Source organism: Pelagimonas sp. (genome assembly GCF_058892305.1).
Window position 1 is genome coordinate 85,356 of sequence record NZ_JBZXVN010000017.1, and the last position, 19,230, is coordinate 104,585.

General features: G+C 53.8%; 17 protein-coding genes, 1 tRNA gene and 1 pseudogene. 11 read left to right on the plus strand and 8 right to left on the minus strand.

Features of this window, described 5'->3' with window-relative positions:
* Window positions 1-2 precede the first annotated feature (2 nt).
* From AC5EFR_RS06910 to AC5EFR_RS06920, 3 genes and pseudogenes are all read left to right on the plus strand, one after another.
* A pseudogene (locus AC5EFR_RS06910) lies at window positions 3-553 on the plus strand (proton-translocating transhydrogenase family protein); the annotation flags it as partial.
* Between the two features lie 13 nt (window positions 554-566).
* Window positions 567-2,000 carry an NAD(P)(+) transhydrogenase (Re/Si-specific) subunit beta gene (locus tag AC5EFR_RS06915; protein WP_493575138.1) on the plus strand — a complete coding sequence of 478 codons (1,434 nt, stop codon included), beginning with the start codon at window positions 567-569 and terminating at the stop codon, window positions 1,998-2,000.
* Between the two features lie 121 nt (window positions 2,001-2,121).
* Window positions 2,122-2,505: a hypothetical protein gene (locus tag AC5EFR_RS06920; RefSeq protein WP_493575139.1), complete on the plus strand. Its 384-nt coding sequence runs from the start codon at window positions 2,122-2,124 to the stop codon at window positions 2,503-2,505.
* Window positions 2,506-2,519: 14 nt separating this feature from the next.
* Here AC5EFR_RS06920 and AC5EFR_RS06925 read toward each other — a convergent pair whose 3' ends face one another.
* The gene (locus AC5EFR_RS06925) at window positions 2,520-3,743 is read right to left on the minus strand and encodes a bifunctional alpha/beta hydrolase/OsmC family protein (protein WP_493575140.1); all 1,224 of its coding nucleotides are present in this window, start codon (window positions 3,741-3,743) and stop codon (window positions 2,520-2,522) included.
* A gap of 117 nt (window positions 3,744-3,860) precedes the next feature.
* Between AC5EFR_RS06925 and AC5EFR_RS06930 the strand changes: the two genes are divergently transcribed.
* From AC5EFR_RS06930 to AC5EFR_RS06940, 3 genes are read left to right on the plus strand one after another with little or no spacing between them, the layout of a single operon-like run.
* The gene (locus AC5EFR_RS06930) at window positions 3,861-4,757 is read left to right on the plus strand and encodes an endonuclease/exonuclease/phosphatase family protein (protein ID WP_493575141.1); all 897 of its coding nucleotides are present in this window, start codon (window positions 3,861-3,863) and stop codon (window positions 4,755-4,757) included.
* Window positions 4,750-5,298, plus strand: coding sequence for an NUDIX hydrolase (locus AC5EFR_RS06935; protein WP_493575142.1), 549 nt, complete (start codon window positions 4,750-4,752; stop codon window positions 5,296-5,298). Before AC5EFR_RS06930 ends, AC5EFR_RS06935 begins: the two co-directional genes overlap by 8 nt.
* A gap of 14 nt (window positions 5,299-5,312) precedes the next feature.
* The gene (locus tag AC5EFR_RS06940; RefSeq protein ID WP_493575143.1) at window positions 5,313-6,089 is read left to right on the plus strand and encodes a heme-dependent oxidative N-demethylase family protein; all 777 of its coding nucleotides are present in this window, start codon (window positions 5,313-5,315) and stop codon (window positions 6,087-6,089) included.
* Here AC5EFR_RS06940 and AC5EFR_RS06945 read toward each other — a convergent pair.
* Together AC5EFR_RS06945 and AC5EFR_RS06950 are read right to left on the minus strand one after the other, a co-directional pair.
* Window positions 6,074-6,907: a hypothetical protein gene (locus AC5EFR_RS06945; protein ID WP_493575144.1), complete on the minus strand. Its 834-nt coding sequence runs from the start codon at window positions 6,905-6,907 to the stop codon at window positions 6,074-6,076. The two genes, AC5EFR_RS06940 and AC5EFR_RS06945, sit on opposite strands and share 16 nt — an antisense overlap.
* Before the next feature lie 136 nt (window positions 6,908-7,043).
* Window positions 7,044-7,853: a lytic murein transglycosylase gene (locus tag AC5EFR_RS06950; protein ID WP_493575145.1), complete on the minus strand. Its 810-nt coding sequence runs from the start codon at window positions 7,851-7,853 to the stop codon at window positions 7,044-7,046.
* A gap of 210 nt (window positions 7,854-8,063) precedes the next feature.
* On the opposite strand from AC5EFR_RS06950, the gene AC5EFR_RS06955 reads away from it, so the two are divergent.
* Window positions 8,064-8,930, plus strand: a complete 867-nt coding sequence (locus tag AC5EFR_RS06955; protein ID WP_493575146.1) for a hypothetical protein — start codon at window positions 8,064-8,066, stop codon at window positions 8,928-8,930.
* Here the strand turns inward: AC5EFR_RS06955 and AC5EFR_RS06960 are convergent.
* On the minus strand, window positions 8,927-9,517 hold the full coding sequence (locus tag AC5EFR_RS06960) for a hypothetical protein (RefSeq protein WP_493575147.1): 591 nt from the start codon (window positions 9,515-9,517) through the stop codon (window positions 8,927-8,929). The genes AC5EFR_RS06955 and AC5EFR_RS06960 overlap by 4 nt on opposite strands.
* 146 nt (window positions 9,518-9,663) lie before the next feature.
* On the opposite strand from AC5EFR_RS06960, the gene AC5EFR_RS06965 reads away from it, so the two are divergent.
* Window positions 9,664-9,837: a hypothetical protein gene (locus tag AC5EFR_RS06965; RefSeq protein ID WP_493575148.1), complete on the plus strand. Its 174-nt coding sequence runs from the start codon at window positions 9,664-9,666 to the stop codon at window positions 9,835-9,837.
* On the opposite strand, the gene glnA is transcribed toward AC5EFR_RS06965, so the two are convergent.
* Entirely contained in the window at window positions 9,834-11,240 is a 1,407-nt protein-coding gene (gene glnA / locus AC5EFR_RS06970) for a type I glutamate--ammonia ligase (protein ID WP_493575149.1), read from the minus strand. The genes AC5EFR_RS06965 and glnA overlap by 4 nt on opposite strands.
* Before the next feature lie 88 nt (window positions 11,241-11,328).
* Window positions 11,329-11,667, minus strand: a complete 339-nt coding sequence (locus AC5EFR_RS06975) for a P-II family nitrogen regulator (RefSeq protein WP_299928182.1) — start codon at window positions 11,665-11,667, stop codon at window positions 11,329-11,331.
* 178 nt (window positions 11,668-11,845) lie between these two features.
* On the opposite strand from AC5EFR_RS06975, the gene AC5EFR_RS06980 reads away from it, so the two are divergent.
* Window positions 11,846-13,552 (plus strand): NAD(P)H-hydrate dehydratase, encoded by a 1,707-nt coding sequence (locus tag AC5EFR_RS06980; RefSeq protein ID WP_493575150.1) that lies wholly within the window; start codon window positions 11,846-11,848, stop codon window positions 13,550-13,552.
* A 3-nt stretch (window positions 13,553-13,555) separates the two neighbouring features.
* On the opposite strand, the gene AC5EFR_RS06985 is transcribed toward AC5EFR_RS06980, so the two are convergent.
* A complete protein-coding gene (locus AC5EFR_RS06985) occupies window positions 13,556-14,056 on the minus strand; it encodes a Hint domain-containing protein (RefSeq protein WP_493575151.1) in 501 nt (166 codons plus the stop codon).
* Between the two features lie 188 nt (window positions 14,057-14,244).
* Between AC5EFR_RS06985 and AC5EFR_RS06990 the strand changes: the two genes are divergently transcribed.
* Window positions 14,245-14,329, plus strand: a tRNA-Leu gene (locus tag AC5EFR_RS06990).
* A gap of 735 nt (window positions 14,330-15,064) precedes the next feature.
* A complete protein-coding gene (locus tag AC5EFR_RS06995; RefSeq protein ID WP_493575152.1) occupies window positions 15,065-15,898 on the plus strand; it encodes a glycosyltransferase family A protein in 834 nt (277 codons plus the stop codon).
* A gap of 287 nt (window positions 15,899-16,185) precedes the next feature.
* Here AC5EFR_RS06995 and AC5EFR_RS07000 read toward each other — a convergent pair whose 3' ends face one another.
* A complete protein-coding gene (locus AC5EFR_RS07000; protein WP_493575153.1) occupies window positions 16,186-19,035 on the minus strand; it encodes a cadherin-like domain-containing protein in 2,850 nt (949 codons plus the stop codon).
* Between the last annotated feature and the right edge of the window lie 195 nt (window positions 19,036-19,230).

Below are 19,230 nucleotides of genomic sequence, written 5' to 3' on the forward strand. Positions count from 1 at the left end.
NNACCTGACCCCTGAAAAAGACGGCCAGATCAATCATGACATGGAAGATGACGTCATCCGCGGCGCGACTGTTGCGCATCAGGGTGAAATCACCTTCCCACCGCCTCCTCCCAAGGTTGCGGCGATTGCGGCCAAGCCCAAGGAAGTTGTTCCTGAGCTGACACCAGAAGAGAAGAAAGCCCAAGAAGTTGCTGAATTCAAAGCGCAAACCAAACAGCAGGTCACCCTGTTGGCGGTTGGTGCAGCAGTGATCCTTGGTGTCGGGCTTGTTGCTCCGGCAAGCTTCATGCAACACTTTATCGTGTTTGTTCTGGCGGTGTTTGTCGGGTTCCAGGTCATCTGGAACGTTGCGCATTCGCTTCACACTCCGCTGATGGCTGTGACCAATGCCATTTCCTCGATCATCATTCTTGGCGCTCTGATGCAAATCGGATCGGGCGGCGGGTTCTTGGTGGTTCTGCTGGCCGCGATTTCGATCTTCTTTGCAGGGATCAACATCTTTGGTGGCTTCCTCGTGACACGGCGCATGCTTGCCATGTTCCAGAAATCCTAAGGAGTAGAGGACAATGGATTACGGATTTACAACAGCGGCCTATGTGGTCGCGGCTGTCCTCTTTATCTTGTCACTGGGCGGATTGTCCGGACAAGAAAGCGCCAAGCGCGCCGTATGGTACGGCATCGTTGGCATGGCTCTGGCGGTTGTCGCCACATTGATCGGCCCCGGTGCTGGGTTGTGGTGGCTGTCGGTCATCCTGATCGTTGCTGGCGGTGCCATTGGGTACATGCTGGCCACCAAAGTCGAAATGACCCAAATGCCGGAACTTGTGGCCGGTATGCACGCGCTTGTCGGTCTGGCGGCGGTCTTTGTTGGCTACAACGCCGAACTGGTGATGAACAATGTCGCCGGTCTGGATCAGGCTGGCATCGACGCGCTCAAGGGCTTCTCGGCCAAGGTTGCGCATAAAACTCCGGTTGAAATCGGCATTCTTCAGGTCGAAGTCTTCTTGGGTGTGTTCATCGGTGCGATCACCTTTACCGGCTCGGTTGTGGCCTATGGCAAACTCTCGGGCAAGCTGACCTCCTCGGCGATTCAACTGCCCGGCGGTCACATGCTGAACGCAGCGGCGGCCGTTGGCTCGCTGATCCTGCTGGCCATCTACATGAGCACTGGCGGCGGCTGGACATTGATCCTGATGTCTTTGCTGGCGTTCTTTATCGGCTATCACCTGATCATGGGGATCGGCGGCGCGGACATGCCTGTGGTTGTCTCGATGCTGAATTCCTATTCCGGTTGGGCCGCGGCGGCGATTGGCTTTAGCCTCGGCAACGATCTGTTGATCGTGGTTGGCGCGTTGGTTGGTTCGTCCGGTGCGATCCTAAGCTACATCATGTGTAAGGCGATGAACCGCTCGTTCGTCAGCGTTATCCTTGGTGGCTTTGGCGGCGCGTCTGGTCCGGCGATGGAAGTCGAAGGCGAACAGGTTGCGATCGATGCGGACGGCGTTGCCCAAGCTTTGGAAGAAGCCGACAGCGTTGTTATCATCCCCGGTTACGGTATGGCCGTGGCTCAGGCCCAGCAGAACGTTGCTGAACTGACCCGCCGCTTGCGTGCCGCTGGCAAAGAGGTGCGTTTCGCGATTCACCCCGTTGCCGGTCGTCTGCCCGGTCACATGAACGTACTCTTGGCCGAAGCCAAAGTGCCTTATGACATCGTGCTGGAAATGGATGAGATCAACGACGACTTCCCAGAGACCGATGTTGCGATTGTTATTGGTTCCAATGACATCGTGAACCCGGCCGCTCAGGAAGATCCCAACTCGCCCATCGCCGGAATGCCGGTTCTGGAATGCTGGAAAGCCAAGCAGGTGTTTGTGAGCAAACGTGGTCAGGGTACCGGTTATTCCGGCATCGAAAACCCGCTGTTCTACAAGGAAAACACCCGCATGTACTACGGTGACGCCAAAGCATCCCTTGATGAGCTGCTCAAGCGCATCGACTAAGGTAAGCGACAAACAATCAAGAAAGGGCTCCGAGGTTTCGGGGCCCTTTTTTTGTGCTCGTTAAAAACTTGACCGAAACACTCGGATACCATAGCTCTGGTCAAAGGTACAGGAGATCATCATGGTAACTCGTCAAGCGGCTCATGCCTATTGGTCGCGCCTTTGGGTGCAACATATGGATGTTAGCTACGATCCATTTCTGGAAACATTGCGCATTGTCTCGGCCCATATCCAAGAGGCTGGCATGCGTCAGTCCGAGGAAGCTGTGGCGGCGATGTTGACCGCCATGCCACGTCTTTTGGCGCGGGATCCTGCGTTCAACGCTCCCGGTGATGGCAATCGAAGCTTTGATGAAAGCTGGCTTTTGGCACTGTCATCTGCACTGCGCATGGCGGATGCAGACAACTATCGGTTTTTGCTCTTGTCGCGTATGGCACCGCAAAGCGCGTCAGAGTTCCACTTCCTCTTCCGCCACGCCCTAACAGTCTTGGACGAGGCGGGGTAGGGGCGCGGAGGGGGTCATTCCGACGGGCATACCGCCAGTTCCGTGTCGATCTGGGCACCCTTTTCCAAGGTCCGGTGCACCGGGCATTTATCGGCAATCTCCAACAATCGCTGGATTTGATCCTCGCTCAGAGTGCCATCAAAACAAATGCGACGCACAAAGCGATCAACCCGCGTGTCTTTGGCGGTTTCTGCGTCTTGCGCATGAACCTTGTCATGGACCACATCCACAGAAATCCCGGTAAGCGGCCACCCTTTGCGACGCGCATACATACGGATCGTCATCGAGGTACAGGCCCCAAGACCCGAGGCGACAAACCCATAGGGCGACATGCCACGATTTGTCCCGCCATAGGCTAGCGGTTCATCGGCGACGGCGTGGTGATGCGGCCCGTGCTGGATATCCTGCAGGAACCCGGCCGGGTCGGCCTCTTTGACGCGCACGACACCTTCGGGGGCCCCAATTGGCGGAGCAGGTGGACGCAGGTCCAGATAGCGACCAGCCCAGGCCGAAATCACGTCGGCGGCGTATTCCGCATCACAGGGATCGGTGACCAAATGGTCGGCATCATCAAGCGTCACAAAGCTTTTGGGGTGTTTGGCGGCGGTGAAAATCTCGGTCGCATTGGAAATGTCGACGATCTCATCGCGTGGCGCATGAAGCACCAGAAGCGCACGTTTCATTGTCGCAATGATCGGACCAAGCGTTTCGGCCTCGACGTCTTTGACAAAGTCATGGCCAAGGGTAACGGGGCGTCCGCCCAACATGACTTCGGCCTTGCCTTTGGCGGCGATTTCATCAAGCGCATCGCCGAAGTTATGTGTCACATGTCCGGGGTCAAACGGCGCTCCGATGGTTGTGACCGCTTTGACGGAGGCGATATCAGGCGCAGCGCGCAACACAGCCGCCCCGCCAAGTGAATGGCCAATCAACAGGCTAGGGGCCATGCCACGCGTTTCCAGATAGGCGGCGGCGGCGCGCAGATCGGCAACGTTTGAGGTGAAGGTTGTGTTTGAAAACTCGCCTTCACTATGGCCCAACCCTGTGAAATCAAATCGTAAAACCGCGATCCCCATCGCCGAAAGACGCGCGGCAATTCGGCGTGCGGCGGGAATATCCTTGCCGCAAGTGAAACAATGCGCAAACAGCGCCGTAGTTAGGTGCGGGCCATCGGGCAGGTCAAGCCGAGCGGCAAGCGTGCCGTCATGGCCTTGGAAGGTGATACGTTCAGTGGGCATTTTAAATCCTGTATCGGGGGTGGCCCCGATCTTGTGTTTGTATGTCTGTGGCGTTGCCCTAAAACTGAGCGCCAAAGTGGCGACACACAAGGGATGTGTCGGTCTGATGACGGGAAGGTGAGCGCTTTGACGGTTTTGGTGAAAGCTGTTGCAATACTGGCTGGGCTTGCGGTGTTGGTCGGATTTGCCGGAAAATGGCACCCGATCGGGGACTCGCTGGCGGTGTTTCGGGTTGAGTTTACGGTGACTTGCGCCTTGGCGACCATTTGGTCGGACGGGGCGCGCTTGATCCGGTGGGGCATCACAGTGCTCTGTCTCGGCCTCTTTACAACCCATGTGGTTAAGTCAGTTCAATGGGGCACAAGCGATTTCGACTTCACCCTTTACCAGCAAAACTTGCTATTCAACCGAAGTGACGACGGGGCCGGGGTTCTTGAGGTGGTGCGTCAAAGGCTGCCGGACTTTGTAACATTTCAAGAAGTTTCAGTCACCAATCGACCAATACTTGACGCTCTACGCCCTGATTACCCGTCACAACACCTTTGTCCCTTGGGGGAAGCTTTGGGGGAAGCTGTCCTGTCTCGCCATCCAAAAATCGAAGGCAGCGGGTTTTGCTCAGCCCGAGATGGTTTGGCCGGAATGCAGGTGGAGACACCGTTTGGGCCTGTTTGGGTAGTCTCCGTTCATCTGAGTTGGCCATGGCCCAAGGGGCAGGCCGATCATGTCAAGCAAGTGTTGCCTTATCTAAAAACTTTAGACGGGCCGATAGTTATGGCCGGTGATTTTAATGCGGTGGCGTGGTCATATACTTTACGTCAAGTGCAAAGCGCGTCAGGAACCAAACGGGTCGGCCCTTACAGGGCGAGCTTTCATTTGCCAGTGATCGGTTTGCCCATTGGGATCGATCATGTTTTGACAACACCGGGTTATGCGCAAACGGTGTCTCGTCTCGACAAAAACGGTTCGGATCATCACGGGTTGTGGGCAGAATTGTCGAGGCCAAGTCATGACTAATCTGCACGATATCGGTTTTTTTATGTATGATGATGCCCGCGAACGAGGCGAAAAAGCCCGATTGGCGGCGTTCTTACACGAAAATGGCGCGGCTAGTTACTCACGTGATCCCTCTATTGGTGGCCATGTTACTGGGTCGGCCTTTGTCTTATCTCCCGACAAAAAGGCGGTGTTGATGACCCACCACGCCAAGTTGGACCGTTGGCTGCAACTTGGCGGGCATTGTGACGGGATTCGTGACGTTCGGTTTGTCGCGCAGAAAGAAGCCTATGAAGAATCGGGTCTTGCTCGGATTTCCTTCCTGTCACCCGACGTGTTTGATCTCGATGTTCACAGCATACCTGCAAATTCAAAAGAGCCAGAGCATCTTCATTTCGATGTCCGTTTTTTGATGCAAGCGGATGATTGGGAGGTTCAAATCACCGCTGAATCCAAAGCGTTGAAATGGATTTCCTTGTCGGACCTAGATATATACACAGGTGACAATTCGGTTCTCAGATTGCGGGACAAGTTCGTAGAACGTGCCGGAAATTTTGCGTAACTTGTGTGGTCAAAATGGCATTCGTAAACAGCTTCAATCAACCTTTGATAGTCAATCAGAGCTTACCCTTTGATGTCTCCAAACCGAGGCCATTGCCCGGCATTGCACCTTTGGAGATGGCGGATTGGCTGCAAGTCGATGAGACCTATGAACAGCAAATTTCCCTTCGACGACAGTTGATCAAGGAGCGACCAAAAGAGGTTTTAGCTCAGTCGCCAGATGCGGTTGCAGCGGTCCAGGAGCTCTTGGAAGTCGTGTTGCAAAATCTACCGTTAGAGTTTTCCAAAACCTCACATCATGTGACAGATCCCACAGGGGTTTCCACATCAATGTCGCAGGGCAGTGCATTGGAAACGATTGGAAATTTAGTACAAGAGGATTTTTGTATTCTCCAAGAAGGCGTGACTGAACATATGTTGACGGCAGCGGTTCTGTGCTTTCCGGCAAGTTGGATGTTATCAGAAAAGTTCAATCGCCCGCTGACCCATATCCATGGGTCGGTTGCTGATTACGACCCGAATATTGCCAAACGGGTTCAGCGGCTTTTTGATGGTGTACGCCCGGAAAAACCGCTTTGGCGTTGGAACGCGCTTTGGAACGACGACCCGGATTTGTTTCAACCTCGGGCGGTTTCTGATCCGCGACCACCGGCAAATCCGGACACTGCACCTTATCTACGGTGCGAACGGCAATGCATTCTGAGGTTGCCAAAAACCAAAGCTGTGGTGTTTTCCATCCACAGCTTTGTTTTGAAACGTGAGGATGCGCTGCGGGCTTACTGCAAGAATTGACGCAGGACCAGGTGAAGACGATCTGTGTTGTAGAGGACGGCAAACAGAATGGTCACGACCATCACCTGTGATACAAGGCGAAAATCCATACCGCGGTAGAGGCCAACGATGAACATCGCCACACCCACAGGAAATGAGACGATGGCCACAATGGCGGCAATCAGCCATCCTGCAGCACTGAGCCTTGAGGCTTGGGCTTGATCGGAAAGGTCTGTTTCCGGTGTTGCCGCAGGCACCTCCATCTTTTCCTGTGGAGTGTCATAAAGCTCGGTCAAAATATTCCGTTCCAGCGGCTCTTCGTCGAAATGATCTCCTAGGACCAATGTTTCGGTGACCGGGTTGGGCAAAGGCGCGGGGCCCGGCAAAGGTTGTGTTTCCACGGGCCGAGCAGGGCGGTTCGGTTTTACCCGTCCGCGTTTGGGCGACACATAGCTGCGCAAGCGCACAAAATCTTCGGCATCAAGCAAGACGTCAGGGGAGTACCATTCGATGATATCGGCAGGCGAGTCCTTGAGGGCGCTCAACACAGTGTCAGACAAAATTTGCGCAGCGGCTTCGTCTTCTGTGGGCGTGCCTTCGCTGGTGACCACTTCGAGCACCATTCGGGGGCCGTAGTCGCTGTTTTCTTGTGGGGTGACACGGAGGCCGAAGAATCCACCGCGTACCGTATCCGCGCTTTCGCTGAGACGTGATCCACCATTTGGGTGCGGATCTAGCTTGGCCAGAACACGTCGCGCAGCGTTCAGGTACGGACGAGGGTCCAGATCCTGTGCGTCGGGTAAAATCAACCCCGCATATGGATGCTCGGTGGCGTACATAAGAGTCCTCATTGAAATAAAATTCATCTTGAGGACCTGTTATTCCGCCTGATTTGGGTAACAATCAGGCGGAATAGTGATTTTAACAGTATTTTAGCGAACCAGATGTGCCGTAATGGTTAACGTCGGGTAAATCTTAGCGATCAATGCGGATGGCAGACGCGGCAATCGCCTGTTGATACACGGTTGCGGCGTTCCATTCGTTCAAGACACGAAAGTTTGGTTGCCCTTCCTGGTAACCTTTGCCAGGCTTCCAGCCTTTTTGGCGCAGGAAGTTGGCGGTTGAGGCCAGGGCATCGGCCTCTTTGTAGAAATCGACACGACCATCGCCATTGCCATCAACGCCGTAGCGCATGGCGTTGCCAGGTAAGAACTGGGTATGACCCAATTCGCCGTGATAGGCACCCTTTTGGCTGGCGCTAAGCATTCCGCGATCTACCATTTTCAACGCGGCCATCGCATGGGGGGTGAAAAAGGCGGAGCGGCGGCAATCATAGGCCACAGTCAGGATGGACGACACAACAGTCGGGGCCTTTTTGGGCCACATGAACTTACCATAGGCGGTTTCCATGCCATGGATGGCGATGATCACACCGGCGGGCACCCCATAGCGTTTCTCAAGACTGGCATAAAAATTGGCATTGCGGGCCTTGCGCTTGCGCGCCGTTGCAGCAAATCCATCAAGCGACCCGAGACGGATTTTCACAAACTTATCAAAGCTGTACTTAACACCCTTTTGGCTACGGTCGGCCTTGATCGTGCCGTGTGAATAGCTTGCTGCCATCAACGCATCAATGCCCCTTTGTTTGACACCTGCCGCCTGAGCCTCGCGGGCGAATTCCTTTTTCCAGGCGTTGAACCCGGAACTGTCATTGCCGCAACTTGCGGCGAGCGCGGGGCCTGCGGTCAATAATGAAAGGCAAAGGGCGGTAACGAAACGGCGCATGAGGCTCTCCGGACATAAGTATAAATTCAGCGCGACGTTAACCGGTTTAGGGGCAAGTGGCCAAGGGGGAATTCCTGACTATGGGCGACTTGGACCGCGGGGTAGGGGCGCAAATGCCGCAAGGGCGAAGGGCGCGGTCAGCTTGAAAAATTCACCGCCAAGGAGCATCCTTTACGACAGAACAAGGTCTGGCCGGATCAAGGAGAGGCTATGACGATTTGGCAACAGATGCGTTTGACCGTAGTGACCGGTGTCTTGGCCTTTTTGGCGGCCTGTGCCCCTTATGTGGCGCAACCAACCTCCCAAGCGACAAAGGCCAGCGAGCTTGTCCAAGGATGTTGCAACGCGCTTGAAATCTATCCCGACCCGATGGTGGAAATCATGGAGCCTAAGGCGGATGAGGCCGCTCTTTTGAACAAACCTCAAATCCTGCGCCGCCCCTATCTAAAGGACAAACCACAGGCGTGGGACTATGTGATGGATCATCTGCGCCCGCTGGATATCTTGCTGGTGAGCGACAAAAGCCAGATCAGCGGCTATTTGATTCCGGGCTATTTCTCACATTCGCTGGTTTACCTCGGCACGGAAGCTCAGCTCCGACAGCGCGGGTTTTGGAACCTGCCAGCGATGCGGCCGTTTCACGACCGTATAGGCCACGGCGAGGTGTTTTTCGAAAGCACACCGCCAGCGGTCACATTTTCCCGACCCGATATGGTGTTTGACGTTGATAGCGTCGCGATCTTGCGCCCTCGGTTGGACCAGGCGGAGCAGCGATATGCACTAGCGACGTTGCTTGACCAGCACGAAAAGCCCTTTGATATGCACATGGACCTGTCGTCTCAGTCCTGTTTGTTCTGTACCGAGCTGATCAATTTGGCGATGCCGGGTCTGTCGCTTCCACAACAAGAGGCCTATGGTCGAAGGCTTATTGTGCCGGACGCAATTGCCGTACACGCGATCGAGCCGCACACAAATTTAGGATTTGTCGGTTTTGTCACCAAGGGCCGGTCGGGGGTGGAAAGCCTACCGGTGGATTATATGGCAGCAGCGATCAAGAAGCATTGGCCGAATTCTTAGTGTAGGCTGCTGAGAACGGGTCGGGCGGCGTCGGCGAGACGCTCAAACATGGATTTTGGCGCTGACGGCGGAGCGAGACTATTTGCGCCGGTTAAACTGCCAGAGGCCTGCCTTATCATCTCGCGCAGATCGTCTTCGTCGGGGAGGTCTTCGGCGGGCCTTTCCCGCGGTTTGATCGAGTCTTTGTGGGGTGAAAAACTGTCTGCGAGGCCTTCGATAAACCGCAAGCGTGGTATACGCACATCCGAACTCGGCCAAACAAGGAATGTGACCGGAAGGTTGAGCGCCAGGGGAAACAGTAAAAACGCGAGATGGGCGCGTTTTGTATCGGTATCGGTTTGTAGCGCGTCATTTCGATCCGCGACACAAACCGTCAGATTGGTTTCACGATCCCCATAGACAACCTCAAGATGGGCGCAAAACCGGTCACAGGTTACTATGACGCTGTTTTGTGTGGTTTCAACTGCGGCAACCACCTCTTTAACACGTAAAAGGGCCGTGGTCAGAATTTCGGCCACCTTGGACAGGGAAACAAACCGATCTTCGGTAAAGATCATGGTTGCTGTTGTGGCCAATGAACGTTGCATGCCCTCTCTCTCCTTTGAAGGTGGTTGCCTGAAACACCTGTATTACCGTCAAGCAAGGCAGTGCTGGGGCAAGGGAGAGGGAAATGTGACGGGACTGCGTCACGCTGCCCTAGTTTTGGCCACAAAGGTGTTGAAAGGGGGCCTTTTTGACAAAATCAGCCCAAAATGACACTGAAATGCCCCAAAAACGCGATGTGTTGATTAAAATTCAAGGCAATAATGTGGCGCTGAGCGGGCGCTTGGACCAAAGAAACAAGGTCAAAAGAAAAGGCCCCCGGAAACCGGAGGCCTTTCCAAATCTGAAATCCAAGATGGATTAGCAGCTGTAGTACATGCCGAACTCAACAGGGTGTGGCGTGTGTTCGTACAGCTCGATCTCTTCCATTTTGAGGGCAATGTAGCCTTCGATCTGGTCTTTGGTGAACACGTCACCAGCGATCAGGAAGTCATGATCGGCTTCCAGGCTCTCCATGGCTTCGCGAAGCGACCCACAGACAGTTGGGATACCGGCCAGTTCTTCGGCAGGCAGATCATACAAGTTTTTGTCCATGGCTTCGCCGGGATCAATCTTGTTTTTGATGCCGTCAAGGCCAGCCATCAGCAGGGCTGCGAAGCACAGGTAGGGGTTTGCCGCTGGATCAGGGAAACGGGCCTCAACGCGCTTGGCTTTGGGGCTTTCGGTCCATGGAATACGAACACAACCAGACCGGTTACGGGCCGAATAGGCGCGCAGAACGGGGGCTTCGAACCCTGGGATCAAACGCTTGTAGCTGTTTGTCGAAGGGTTGGTGAAGGCGTTCAGGGTTTTCGCGTGCTTTAGGATACCGCCGATGAAATACAGCGCTTCCTGAGACAGGTCGGCGTATTTGTCGCCAGCAAACAAAGGCTTGCCGTCTTTCCAGATCGACATGTTTACGTGCATGCCGGTGCCGTTGTCACCATAGATGGGCTTGGGCATGAAGGTTGCGGATTTACCATACGCCTGAGCCACGTTGTGGATCACGTATTTGTATTTCTGCAGCTCGTCGGCCTGTTTGGTCAGGCTGTCAAAGATCAGGCCCAGCTCGTGCTGACAGGACGCCACTTCGTGGTGGTGCTTGTCTACTTTCATGCCGAGGCGTTTCATGGTCGACAGCATTTCGGAACGGATGTCCTGAGCGTCGTCGATTGGGTTCACAGGGAAGTAACCACCCTTAACGCCCGGACGGTGGCCGGTGTTGCCCATTTCGTATTCGGTGTCGGTGTTCCACGAGGCGTCGATTGCGTCAACTTCGTAGGATACCTTGTTGATTGTGTTCGAGAAACGAACGTCATCAAACAGGAAGAATTCGGCTTCTGGGCCCATGTAAGCAACGTCGCCGATGCCAGAGGACTTCAGGTAAGCTTCGGCTTTCTGGGCGGTGCCGCGTGGGTCACGCTCATAAGATTCGCCGGTGTCTGGTTCAACGATCGAGCAGTGAACGCAGATGGTTTTTTCCGCATAGAACGGATCAACATAGGCACTGTCACAGTCGGGCATGAGTTTCATGTCCGAGTTTTCAATTGATTTCCAGCCTGCGATGGAGGAGCCGTCAAACATGAAGCCTTCTTCGAGGAAGTCTTCGTCAACGAGATCAACATCGACGGTCACATGCTGCAGCTTGCCGCGTACGTCGGTGAAACGAATGTCGACATATGCGACGTCTTCGTCTTTGATCAGCTTGAGCAGATCTTGTGCGCTCATATCACTATTCCCTTGGTTGCGTTGTACTTAAATGACGAGCGGGGCGCGGATGCGGTTCGATGACCTCTTTGCGCCCCAACGTGTGGTGTTACAGAGCGTCCGAACCGGATTCGCCGGTGCGAATGCGGATGGCTTGCTCAACAGGGGAGACAAAAATTTTGCCATCGCCAATTTTGTCGGTTTTTGCCGCAGATGTGATGGCCTCGACGGCCCCATCAACCTGATCGTCATCCAGAACGATCTCGATTTTTACTTTGGGCAGAAAGTCGACGACATATTCCGCACCGCGATACAGCTCGGTATGACCTTTTTGACGTCCAAAGCCTTTGACTTCGACGACGCTAAGGCCCTGAATGCCGGCATCTTGCAAGGCTTCCTTTACCTCATCGAGCTTAAATGGCTTGATGATCGCTTCGATCTTTTTCATGGCCGTTGGCTCCTCTCATGTAATCCCGTTTCTTGGAGCAGAGGGAGACCACTTCTATTGGGCCGGGACAATCGGATAGGGTGACGCAGGTTGCTTTTGATGTGCTGAAAAATTCATCACGCCTGTAAATTGGGCGAAATGCTTAAAAAATATGCGAAAGTGAATCGCGGAGATTTGAATGATGACAGAATTGCTGACAGCGGCGCAGATGCGGGCAATTGAACAAGCGGCAATCGAAGAAGGGGCGGTCACAGGGTTGGAGCTGATGGAATGTGCCGGGCAAGGTGTTGTCGACGCGATTTTCCAAGAGTGGCCGGAATTGGCGGGTGAGACGGAGCGAGGGGCCAAGCCCTCGCGCTCCCCTGAGTTTGTTGGGCAAGATGAAAGACGGCTCAGGGCGGTCGTTTTATGCGGGCCGGGAAACAACGGCGGTGATGGCTTTGTCGTGGCGCGGGTGTTGAAAGAGCGGGGGTGGGAGGTTGATGTTTGGTGCCTCGCCATTCCGACGGAGGCGTCTCGGGATGCGGTCGGGAACTATGCCGCCTGGATTGACCTTGGAGGGCGGATTGAGCCTTGGCAGGAGCTAGCTCAAAAGCCCGCACCGGAGGTGGTCGTGGATGCGGTGTTTGGAACAGGTTTGACGCGGCCCGTTCCTATTGAGGTGGCAAGAATATTACGCCATGTCCGGGATAATTGGACACGTGAGGTGGTGCGGGATGGTCGAAAATTACGCTGTGTTGCCGTTGATATTCCAACCGGTGTCTCTTCGGACACAGGGAAACTCCTTTTGCCAGAGGAAAATCTTGGGGCGGGAATGACCGATCGGCCACTGGGGTCTATGGATTGGGCTGTCAGTTGTGACTTAACCGTTGCATTTCATAACGCAAAGCTTGGGCATTACTTGAATGTCGGTCCGGATTTTTCGGGAAAATTGGTCGTCGTGCCCTTAGCTGGTGTGCCGGAGTATGACAGCGCGTCAGGCGCCTCTGTTACTGTGGAGGGGCATGTACGCCTTTTGGAGCCGCCGCAGGCAAGGGGCGGTCGGTCTGTAGACTTGTTTTGTGCCGCTCTCGACAAAAGGGCGGGGCACAAGTTTGACCATGGTCATGCATTGGTTTTGTCAGGCCCGCCAGGGCAGGGCGGCGCGGCACGGCTTGCGGCGCGGGGGGCGCTGCGGATTGGGGCCGGATTGGTGACGGTTGGTTGCCCAATGCGCGCGGTGACCGAACATGCCATCCATTTGAATGCCATCATGGTGCGTGGGATCGACGGCACCCATGGGCTGTCCGAACTGCTTGAAGATAACCGGATCAATGCACTTTGTCTTGGGCCGGGGTTGGGACTTGGGCCGGCCACGGCGGATTTGGTCCGCAATGCACTTGCGGCCAAGCGCGGTACGGTTCTTGATGCGGATGCGCTTTCTCGTTTTCAACGCAAGCCTGAACTTTTGTTCGACGCTTTGCATGAGAACTGTGTTTTGACCCCGCATGGAGGCGAATTTGCGCGATTGTTTCCCGACATTGCCGACAGGCTCAAAAAAGATTCGGGGGTTTCCAAGGTTGCGGCCACTCTTGAAGCGGCCAAACGCGCGGGATGTGTTGTCTTGTATAAAGGGGCAGACACGGTCATTGCCGCACCAGACGGGTATTGTGCCGTGAATGCTTGTGTTTACAACAGTGCAGCCCCATGGCTCGCAACCGCTGGGGCGGGGGATGTTTTGGCCGGGATGATAACAGGACTAATGGCACGCGGGTTAACCGCTATTGAGGCCGCCGAAGCGGGGGCGTGGCTCCACTCTGAGTGCGCTCGCAGTTTTGGGCCGGGTTTGATAGCCGAAGATCTGCCGGAGCAATTGCCCAAGGTCTTTTGTTCCTTGGGCATGTAGGTGTTAAGCAGGTACGGTCACCCTTGTGGCCGATGCCAGTTCCAAGCCGTCGGCATAGATGATCTGTGGCGCGTCGAAGTGCAATTCGAACAAGTCCAAGGTCATCTTGCCAGCGTTTCGAACAAATTCTCCGTCCACCAAACGAATGGCTGGAACCAACGCCTGATCTGCTCCAAATAAGGTTGCGGCACGCCAATCTCGAACATGAATCTCTTGGCTTGAGGGCACAATTGCGTCGCGTTCCGGGCGCGATACGCCGAGTGTGCCATGCTTGATTGCAATTGTTGGGATTGTGCGGCGATAGCGGGTGACGCGAACGAGTGTCGCGACCCCACTGTTGCGGGAGATCACACGATCTCCTTCGTTCAGAAATTCGACCGGAAGTGCACCATCAAGCGTTAACACCACCATACCGGCGGGTAACGCATTCCTAGCGTCTTCAGGCGCAATATGGCGCGCGTGGGATTCTGCCCCTAGAGCACGCCGGACCGTTTTCGGTTCCATTGGCGTATTGCCTCTTATGTTTTCTGCCTCTTTGTGGCCACATTATTGCAAGAACTGGTAAATGTCGCGCTTTTTCTTAGCTCTAAATCAGATCAAATTTATTGCAATTTTCCTCTCGCACTTGGTTCAAAGCTTTGTTAAACCCCGCCTGACCGGACACGGGGCGACCCGAGTCACCGGATCAGGATGCGGGTGTGGCGGAATTGGTAGACGCACCAGATTTAGGTTCTGGCGCCGCAAGGCGTGGGGGTTCAAGTCCCTTCACCCGCACCACGTTCTCTAGGTAAGTCACTGACTTTTTTCGCCCGTGTTGGGCGTATTGGCTTTGCGCTTCGTCCCTCAAAGCGCAGCACGAACTTCAGCATCTCAAAACGCGTTGCTGGTGGCAGCTCTTTTCGGGCAGGGGTCGTGTTTCACCCGGAAACGGAGCAATGATCGTAGTTTTTGTCGATCAGTTCCGAGAACAAACATCAAAATTCTAGGGGCAGGACCCAACAATTGGCATCGCTCAGTTCTTCAATTCTTGTGTCAGGCAAGACAGATGTCCGCAGTAAACAAGGCTTCTATTTCAAAAGCATGTAACGCAGTTTGGGACAAAAAATCGGGAACCCGAAGGGCATCAAAAATACACGCTCTCAGCGACTCGACAGACTTGCCAAAGCAATCAAACTTGGCTTCTCAATTCAAGTGTATGATAACACATATTTTTCCATAATGAGCGACACAAATAAATAAGTCCAACCCTGATGATGCCAATCGGCAGTGAATTGGGTGGAATAAATGAGCCGAAAAACAAAAATGAAAAGACTTGAATGTCAGGCGACTTTTTAGTGACTTATTTTTGATGTAAAAGAACATATATGTCGATCTTGTTTGACTGTTGTACCACTTCAAAATGCTTGAGCGTGATCGAGAAATTTGATGTTGCCTACACTCAATGAGTGACACATTTCGAGAAAAGTGATACTTTCCATAGTATTCAAGAATGTGGGTTTTCGGCAAGATAAGATGACAATTATTTCACTTACAAGTATCCCCTCAAGGTTCGAAAAACTACAAAAAACCTTAGAAACACTTTGCCAACAGGGGCCCAGTGTCGAAGAAATTAGGGTTTACATCCCTAAATCCTATCGACGGTTTCCTGATTGGAACGGCCAACTGCCCAGTGTTCCGCCTCAGGTTAACCTCATTCGTGTGGACGATGATTTTGGACCCGCTTCCAAAGTATTGCATGTTGCAGATGAGTTGAAAGGAACCAATACGCCAATTGTTTTTTGTGATGACGATCGTTTGTATCCTATCGGGTGGGCGGAAAAGTTGCTGCAAGCACATAATGAGAAACCGGAGTGTTGTATCGCAACCCACGGCCGTCACCTTAATGACATCGTATCGGGCCCACCCTTGGGACAACGTCATAGGCGTGCGAAAGTGGGTAAGGAATACTTTGATCCAAGGTATAGACTTCTTAGAACAATTCAGCGATTACGGGAGTTTAAGTTAACACCCACCGGACCGCGGCCCTTCCGGGGGCTGGTCGCTCAGGCCGGTCAGACTGAAATTCTTCTTGGGTATGCGGGTGTGTTAGTAACGTCTCGTTTTTTCGACGACGCGTTCTACGACATACCCGATGATCTTTGGATGGTGGATGATATTTGGTTATCTGGGCATTTTGCCAGACGGAATATTCCAGTTTGGCTCCCCAAAAGAATTCCGGTTTGCTTAAAAGCGGAGACCGACACCGTTGATGCGCTGAGAAATAGCATTTTTAACGGTGATGATCGAATGGCATCAAACAAGCGCGCTATAAAATACTTTCAGGAGAAGTATGGTGTGTGGATGTGACTTACGCGGCCGGACCGCCTTTTACTATTGTTTTGATGAATTGGAGACAGAGTCGTGTCGACTGGTGTTTTACCATGGCTTGTTATCGCGAACACTTCAGAATTTTCGGTCTATATTCATAAGTGGAAAAGGGCGGTTTGATCCCTTTCGTTGTTAAGTCCGCGCTTAGAATATGAAGTCACTCCCTTGGTCTCAAAATGTCCAAGGCGCTTCCACCTGAAACGGTGGAAGAATTCCTTTCATTCTAGTTGCCTAGAAAACTTTTGAACCAAGGTCGTATTAGAGTGTTAGATACCGTCGTCTGTCCAGCCAACCGTAAAGACCATATCCTGATAATCTAGATCACCTCCGCCTGTGAGGTCTTCGATCCCAACGCGGATTTCACCCCCGCCATCAATTGCTCCGGATAAAAAATGCTCGACCCCGTCGCTATTGAGTCCGCCTTCTGAGAAATAGGTTGTCAGCCCAGTGTCTGTGCCACCATCCAACAAAACCCCATCTGCACCAATTGAAAGATCGGCCCCAAGGGTTGCAGCGTCGGCAGCCGCGTCTTGGATAAAGAAGAATTCCAACGTGCCGTCGTCGGGAATATTCGACAGAGTGGTTGTCGCGCCAATCCCGGCGGCCTGGGCATCTGCGAATAGAATTTGTACGTCAGTTATGCTGCCGTCCGCGTTGCGAACATAGGCCCCGATGGCGTTGTCGTAGCCCGATGTTGCTCTGTCCAATGTGATTGTAAAATCGCGTGTGCCATTCCCCGCAAAGAACTCTTCTGGCCCAAGGCCGTTGACCATGCCCGCAGAGACGGCTGCACCATCGGCAAGATCGTTTCCGTCTCCTAGGAGTTCATCCAGCAGGATCAAGTCGACCCCACCACCCGTCGCGTCGGCCACAACAAAACTGTTGGCGTCCAGATCGGCATCAACGTTGAAAGTTGCTGTTCCGAAAGTAACCTGTCCGGTACCGGTGTTCACCACCAAATCGGCAAAGCCAAGATCGGTCCCGTCGCTGATTGTTATGCGCCCTCCGGGTGTTAGCCCACTCAGGTTGGTGCCATCAAGAGCCGCGAGATTTGTCTCAGAGTTGGCGGGGACAGAGGCCGGTGTAACGTCTAACGAAACCGTCCCGGATGCGGTGTCAGTTCCGTCTGACACATTGAAAACGAAACTGTCGTTTCCGACAAATCCCGCATCGGGGGTGTAAACCGCAGTTCCGTCGGCAGAGACTGTGACGCTGCCGTGCGTGGGGCCGGTTTCAAGCATGTATTCAAGCGTATTGCCGTCTGCGTCCGATGCCTCTAGCGTTGTGGTCAATACGTCTCCCGAGATCACTGAGGCCGCGTCATCTTGTGCAATTGGCGCGTCTTGGACGGCTGTGACATCCACGGAAACGGTGGTCGAGACGGGGTCGCTATTGCCATCGGTCACGGTGATGTCGAAACGATCCGTCCCAAAGAAATCATCATTCGGGGTGTATGTTATGTCACCGGTTTCGCTGATGAAGGCGGTGCCATTTGTGGCCAGTGTCGCGCCGAGACCGTAGAACAACGCGTTGTTTTCATTGTCCGTAGCCGTTGCCAAACCCATGAGCGTGCTGTCTTCGGACCCGCGGAGTGTGATGGGGTCTATAACCGGCGGCGTGTTTGGCGTTGCGTTGATCGTAACCGTTACGGTTCCAATCACCGGTTGATTGGTGCCATCCGCAACCTGATAGGTAAATGTGTCGGTGCCTGACGCTCCGGGATTGGCCGTATAGGAAAAGCTGCCATCAGGGTTCACCGCTGCGATGCCAAGCGATGCCACAACGGCACCGTTTGAGAAAATCAGTGAATCGCCATCTGCATCGGTCGCAATCAACGTGTCAGTCAAGACTTCGCCGGGGGTGGCTTCAATCTCAAGGCCAGGCGTCTCAGGTGCGGCATTGCTTGGAACTGGAGTGCCGCTACCATTGCCATCACCAATGGTAATGGCCGTAGACCCGCCGCCGTGATCGATCACCAAACCCCGCCCGTCGGGCAGAACGACTGTTTCAAGATGCGTCGTTGTCCGAGCGTCGGTATCTGGCCCGCGAAAGAAGGACTCGCCCTGTGCGACTCCATTTTCGTCAAAAACCTGAAGGCGCCAAAGCGGGCTCACATTTTCCGCCGTCACGTCATCAGTCTGATAGGCCACAACAAAGGCACCGTCCTCAAATGCGTGCACGGTTGGATAAAACTGTCGGGCGCTTGCGGCATCGGGATTGCCAAGGAAGGGGCCAACTGCAACAGAGCCATCGGCGTTCAAAATCATCACATGAATGGCACTTGAGTTGTCGCCAGCCTCCAGTTCTGAATCGCGATGATCAAATACAACGGCATACCGCCCGTCCGATAAGGTTGCGACATTCAACCGACCGTTAAGGTTATTCGATGTTGGGGCCGCATCCACTGGGTTCGCGATTTCAAAGGCGTCTCCCAGTGCTTGGCCGTTGGCGTCAAAGAACTGACCTTTAATGTCAAACCCTGTGCCAAAATAATCCGTTGTCGTGCCGGACACGACAAATACCCCGCCTGAGGGGGTTTCGGTCAGGCCGTAGATACTTCTGTCCGAAAAGTTGACCGGCCCTTCCGATGTCCCACCGATCACGGCACCAGTACTGTCAATCACCGTCAAGCCAGCGTCTGATACAATGGCGGCCGTTCCATTGCTCAGGCTCAAGGTTGCAGAGTTGGTCGCAGTGATGATCGCCGTATAAGACGGTACCTCGACCGGATCAGCGGGCACACCAGAAGCAGATATCTGAACCGAGTAGTGATCTGCCCCTTGAGGAAAACCAACTGCAGGCGGTGGTGTGGCGGTGAAATGCAACGCAAACGACCCGTCTGAGTTTGTTGTCACTGCAAAGACCGATTGCGCAGATCCAAATATCCCTGGATCAAATGCGCCATCCGGATCATAGGCGGTCGCGGCCACCAACTCAGACCCATCAATCGAATGTATTGAATAATATCCGGTGAAATCATCGCCATTGAGCCACGTTGACACGACGCGACCGTCGCCAAGGTCATAGGTCTGGACGGGTGTATTATATCCATCCACCCCGGAGAGATTGTCCAAAGACTGGGTCGTTCCCAAGGTAACATTGGCGTTAATGGTCATATCGTTTCCTATGAAGATAACACGTAAGAAATTTTAAATCTTAAATATGCGGGAACTGTGATCGTCGTCTCCCCCCTGAACGGGGGGCAGACGCTTGGAAAAACTTAATTTAGAATGCATGTTTTTAAGTGTGACGACGTAACGGTCGAAGCGATTGAGGTGATTCTTTTTCTACACGACCGAGGCAGGTTTTTT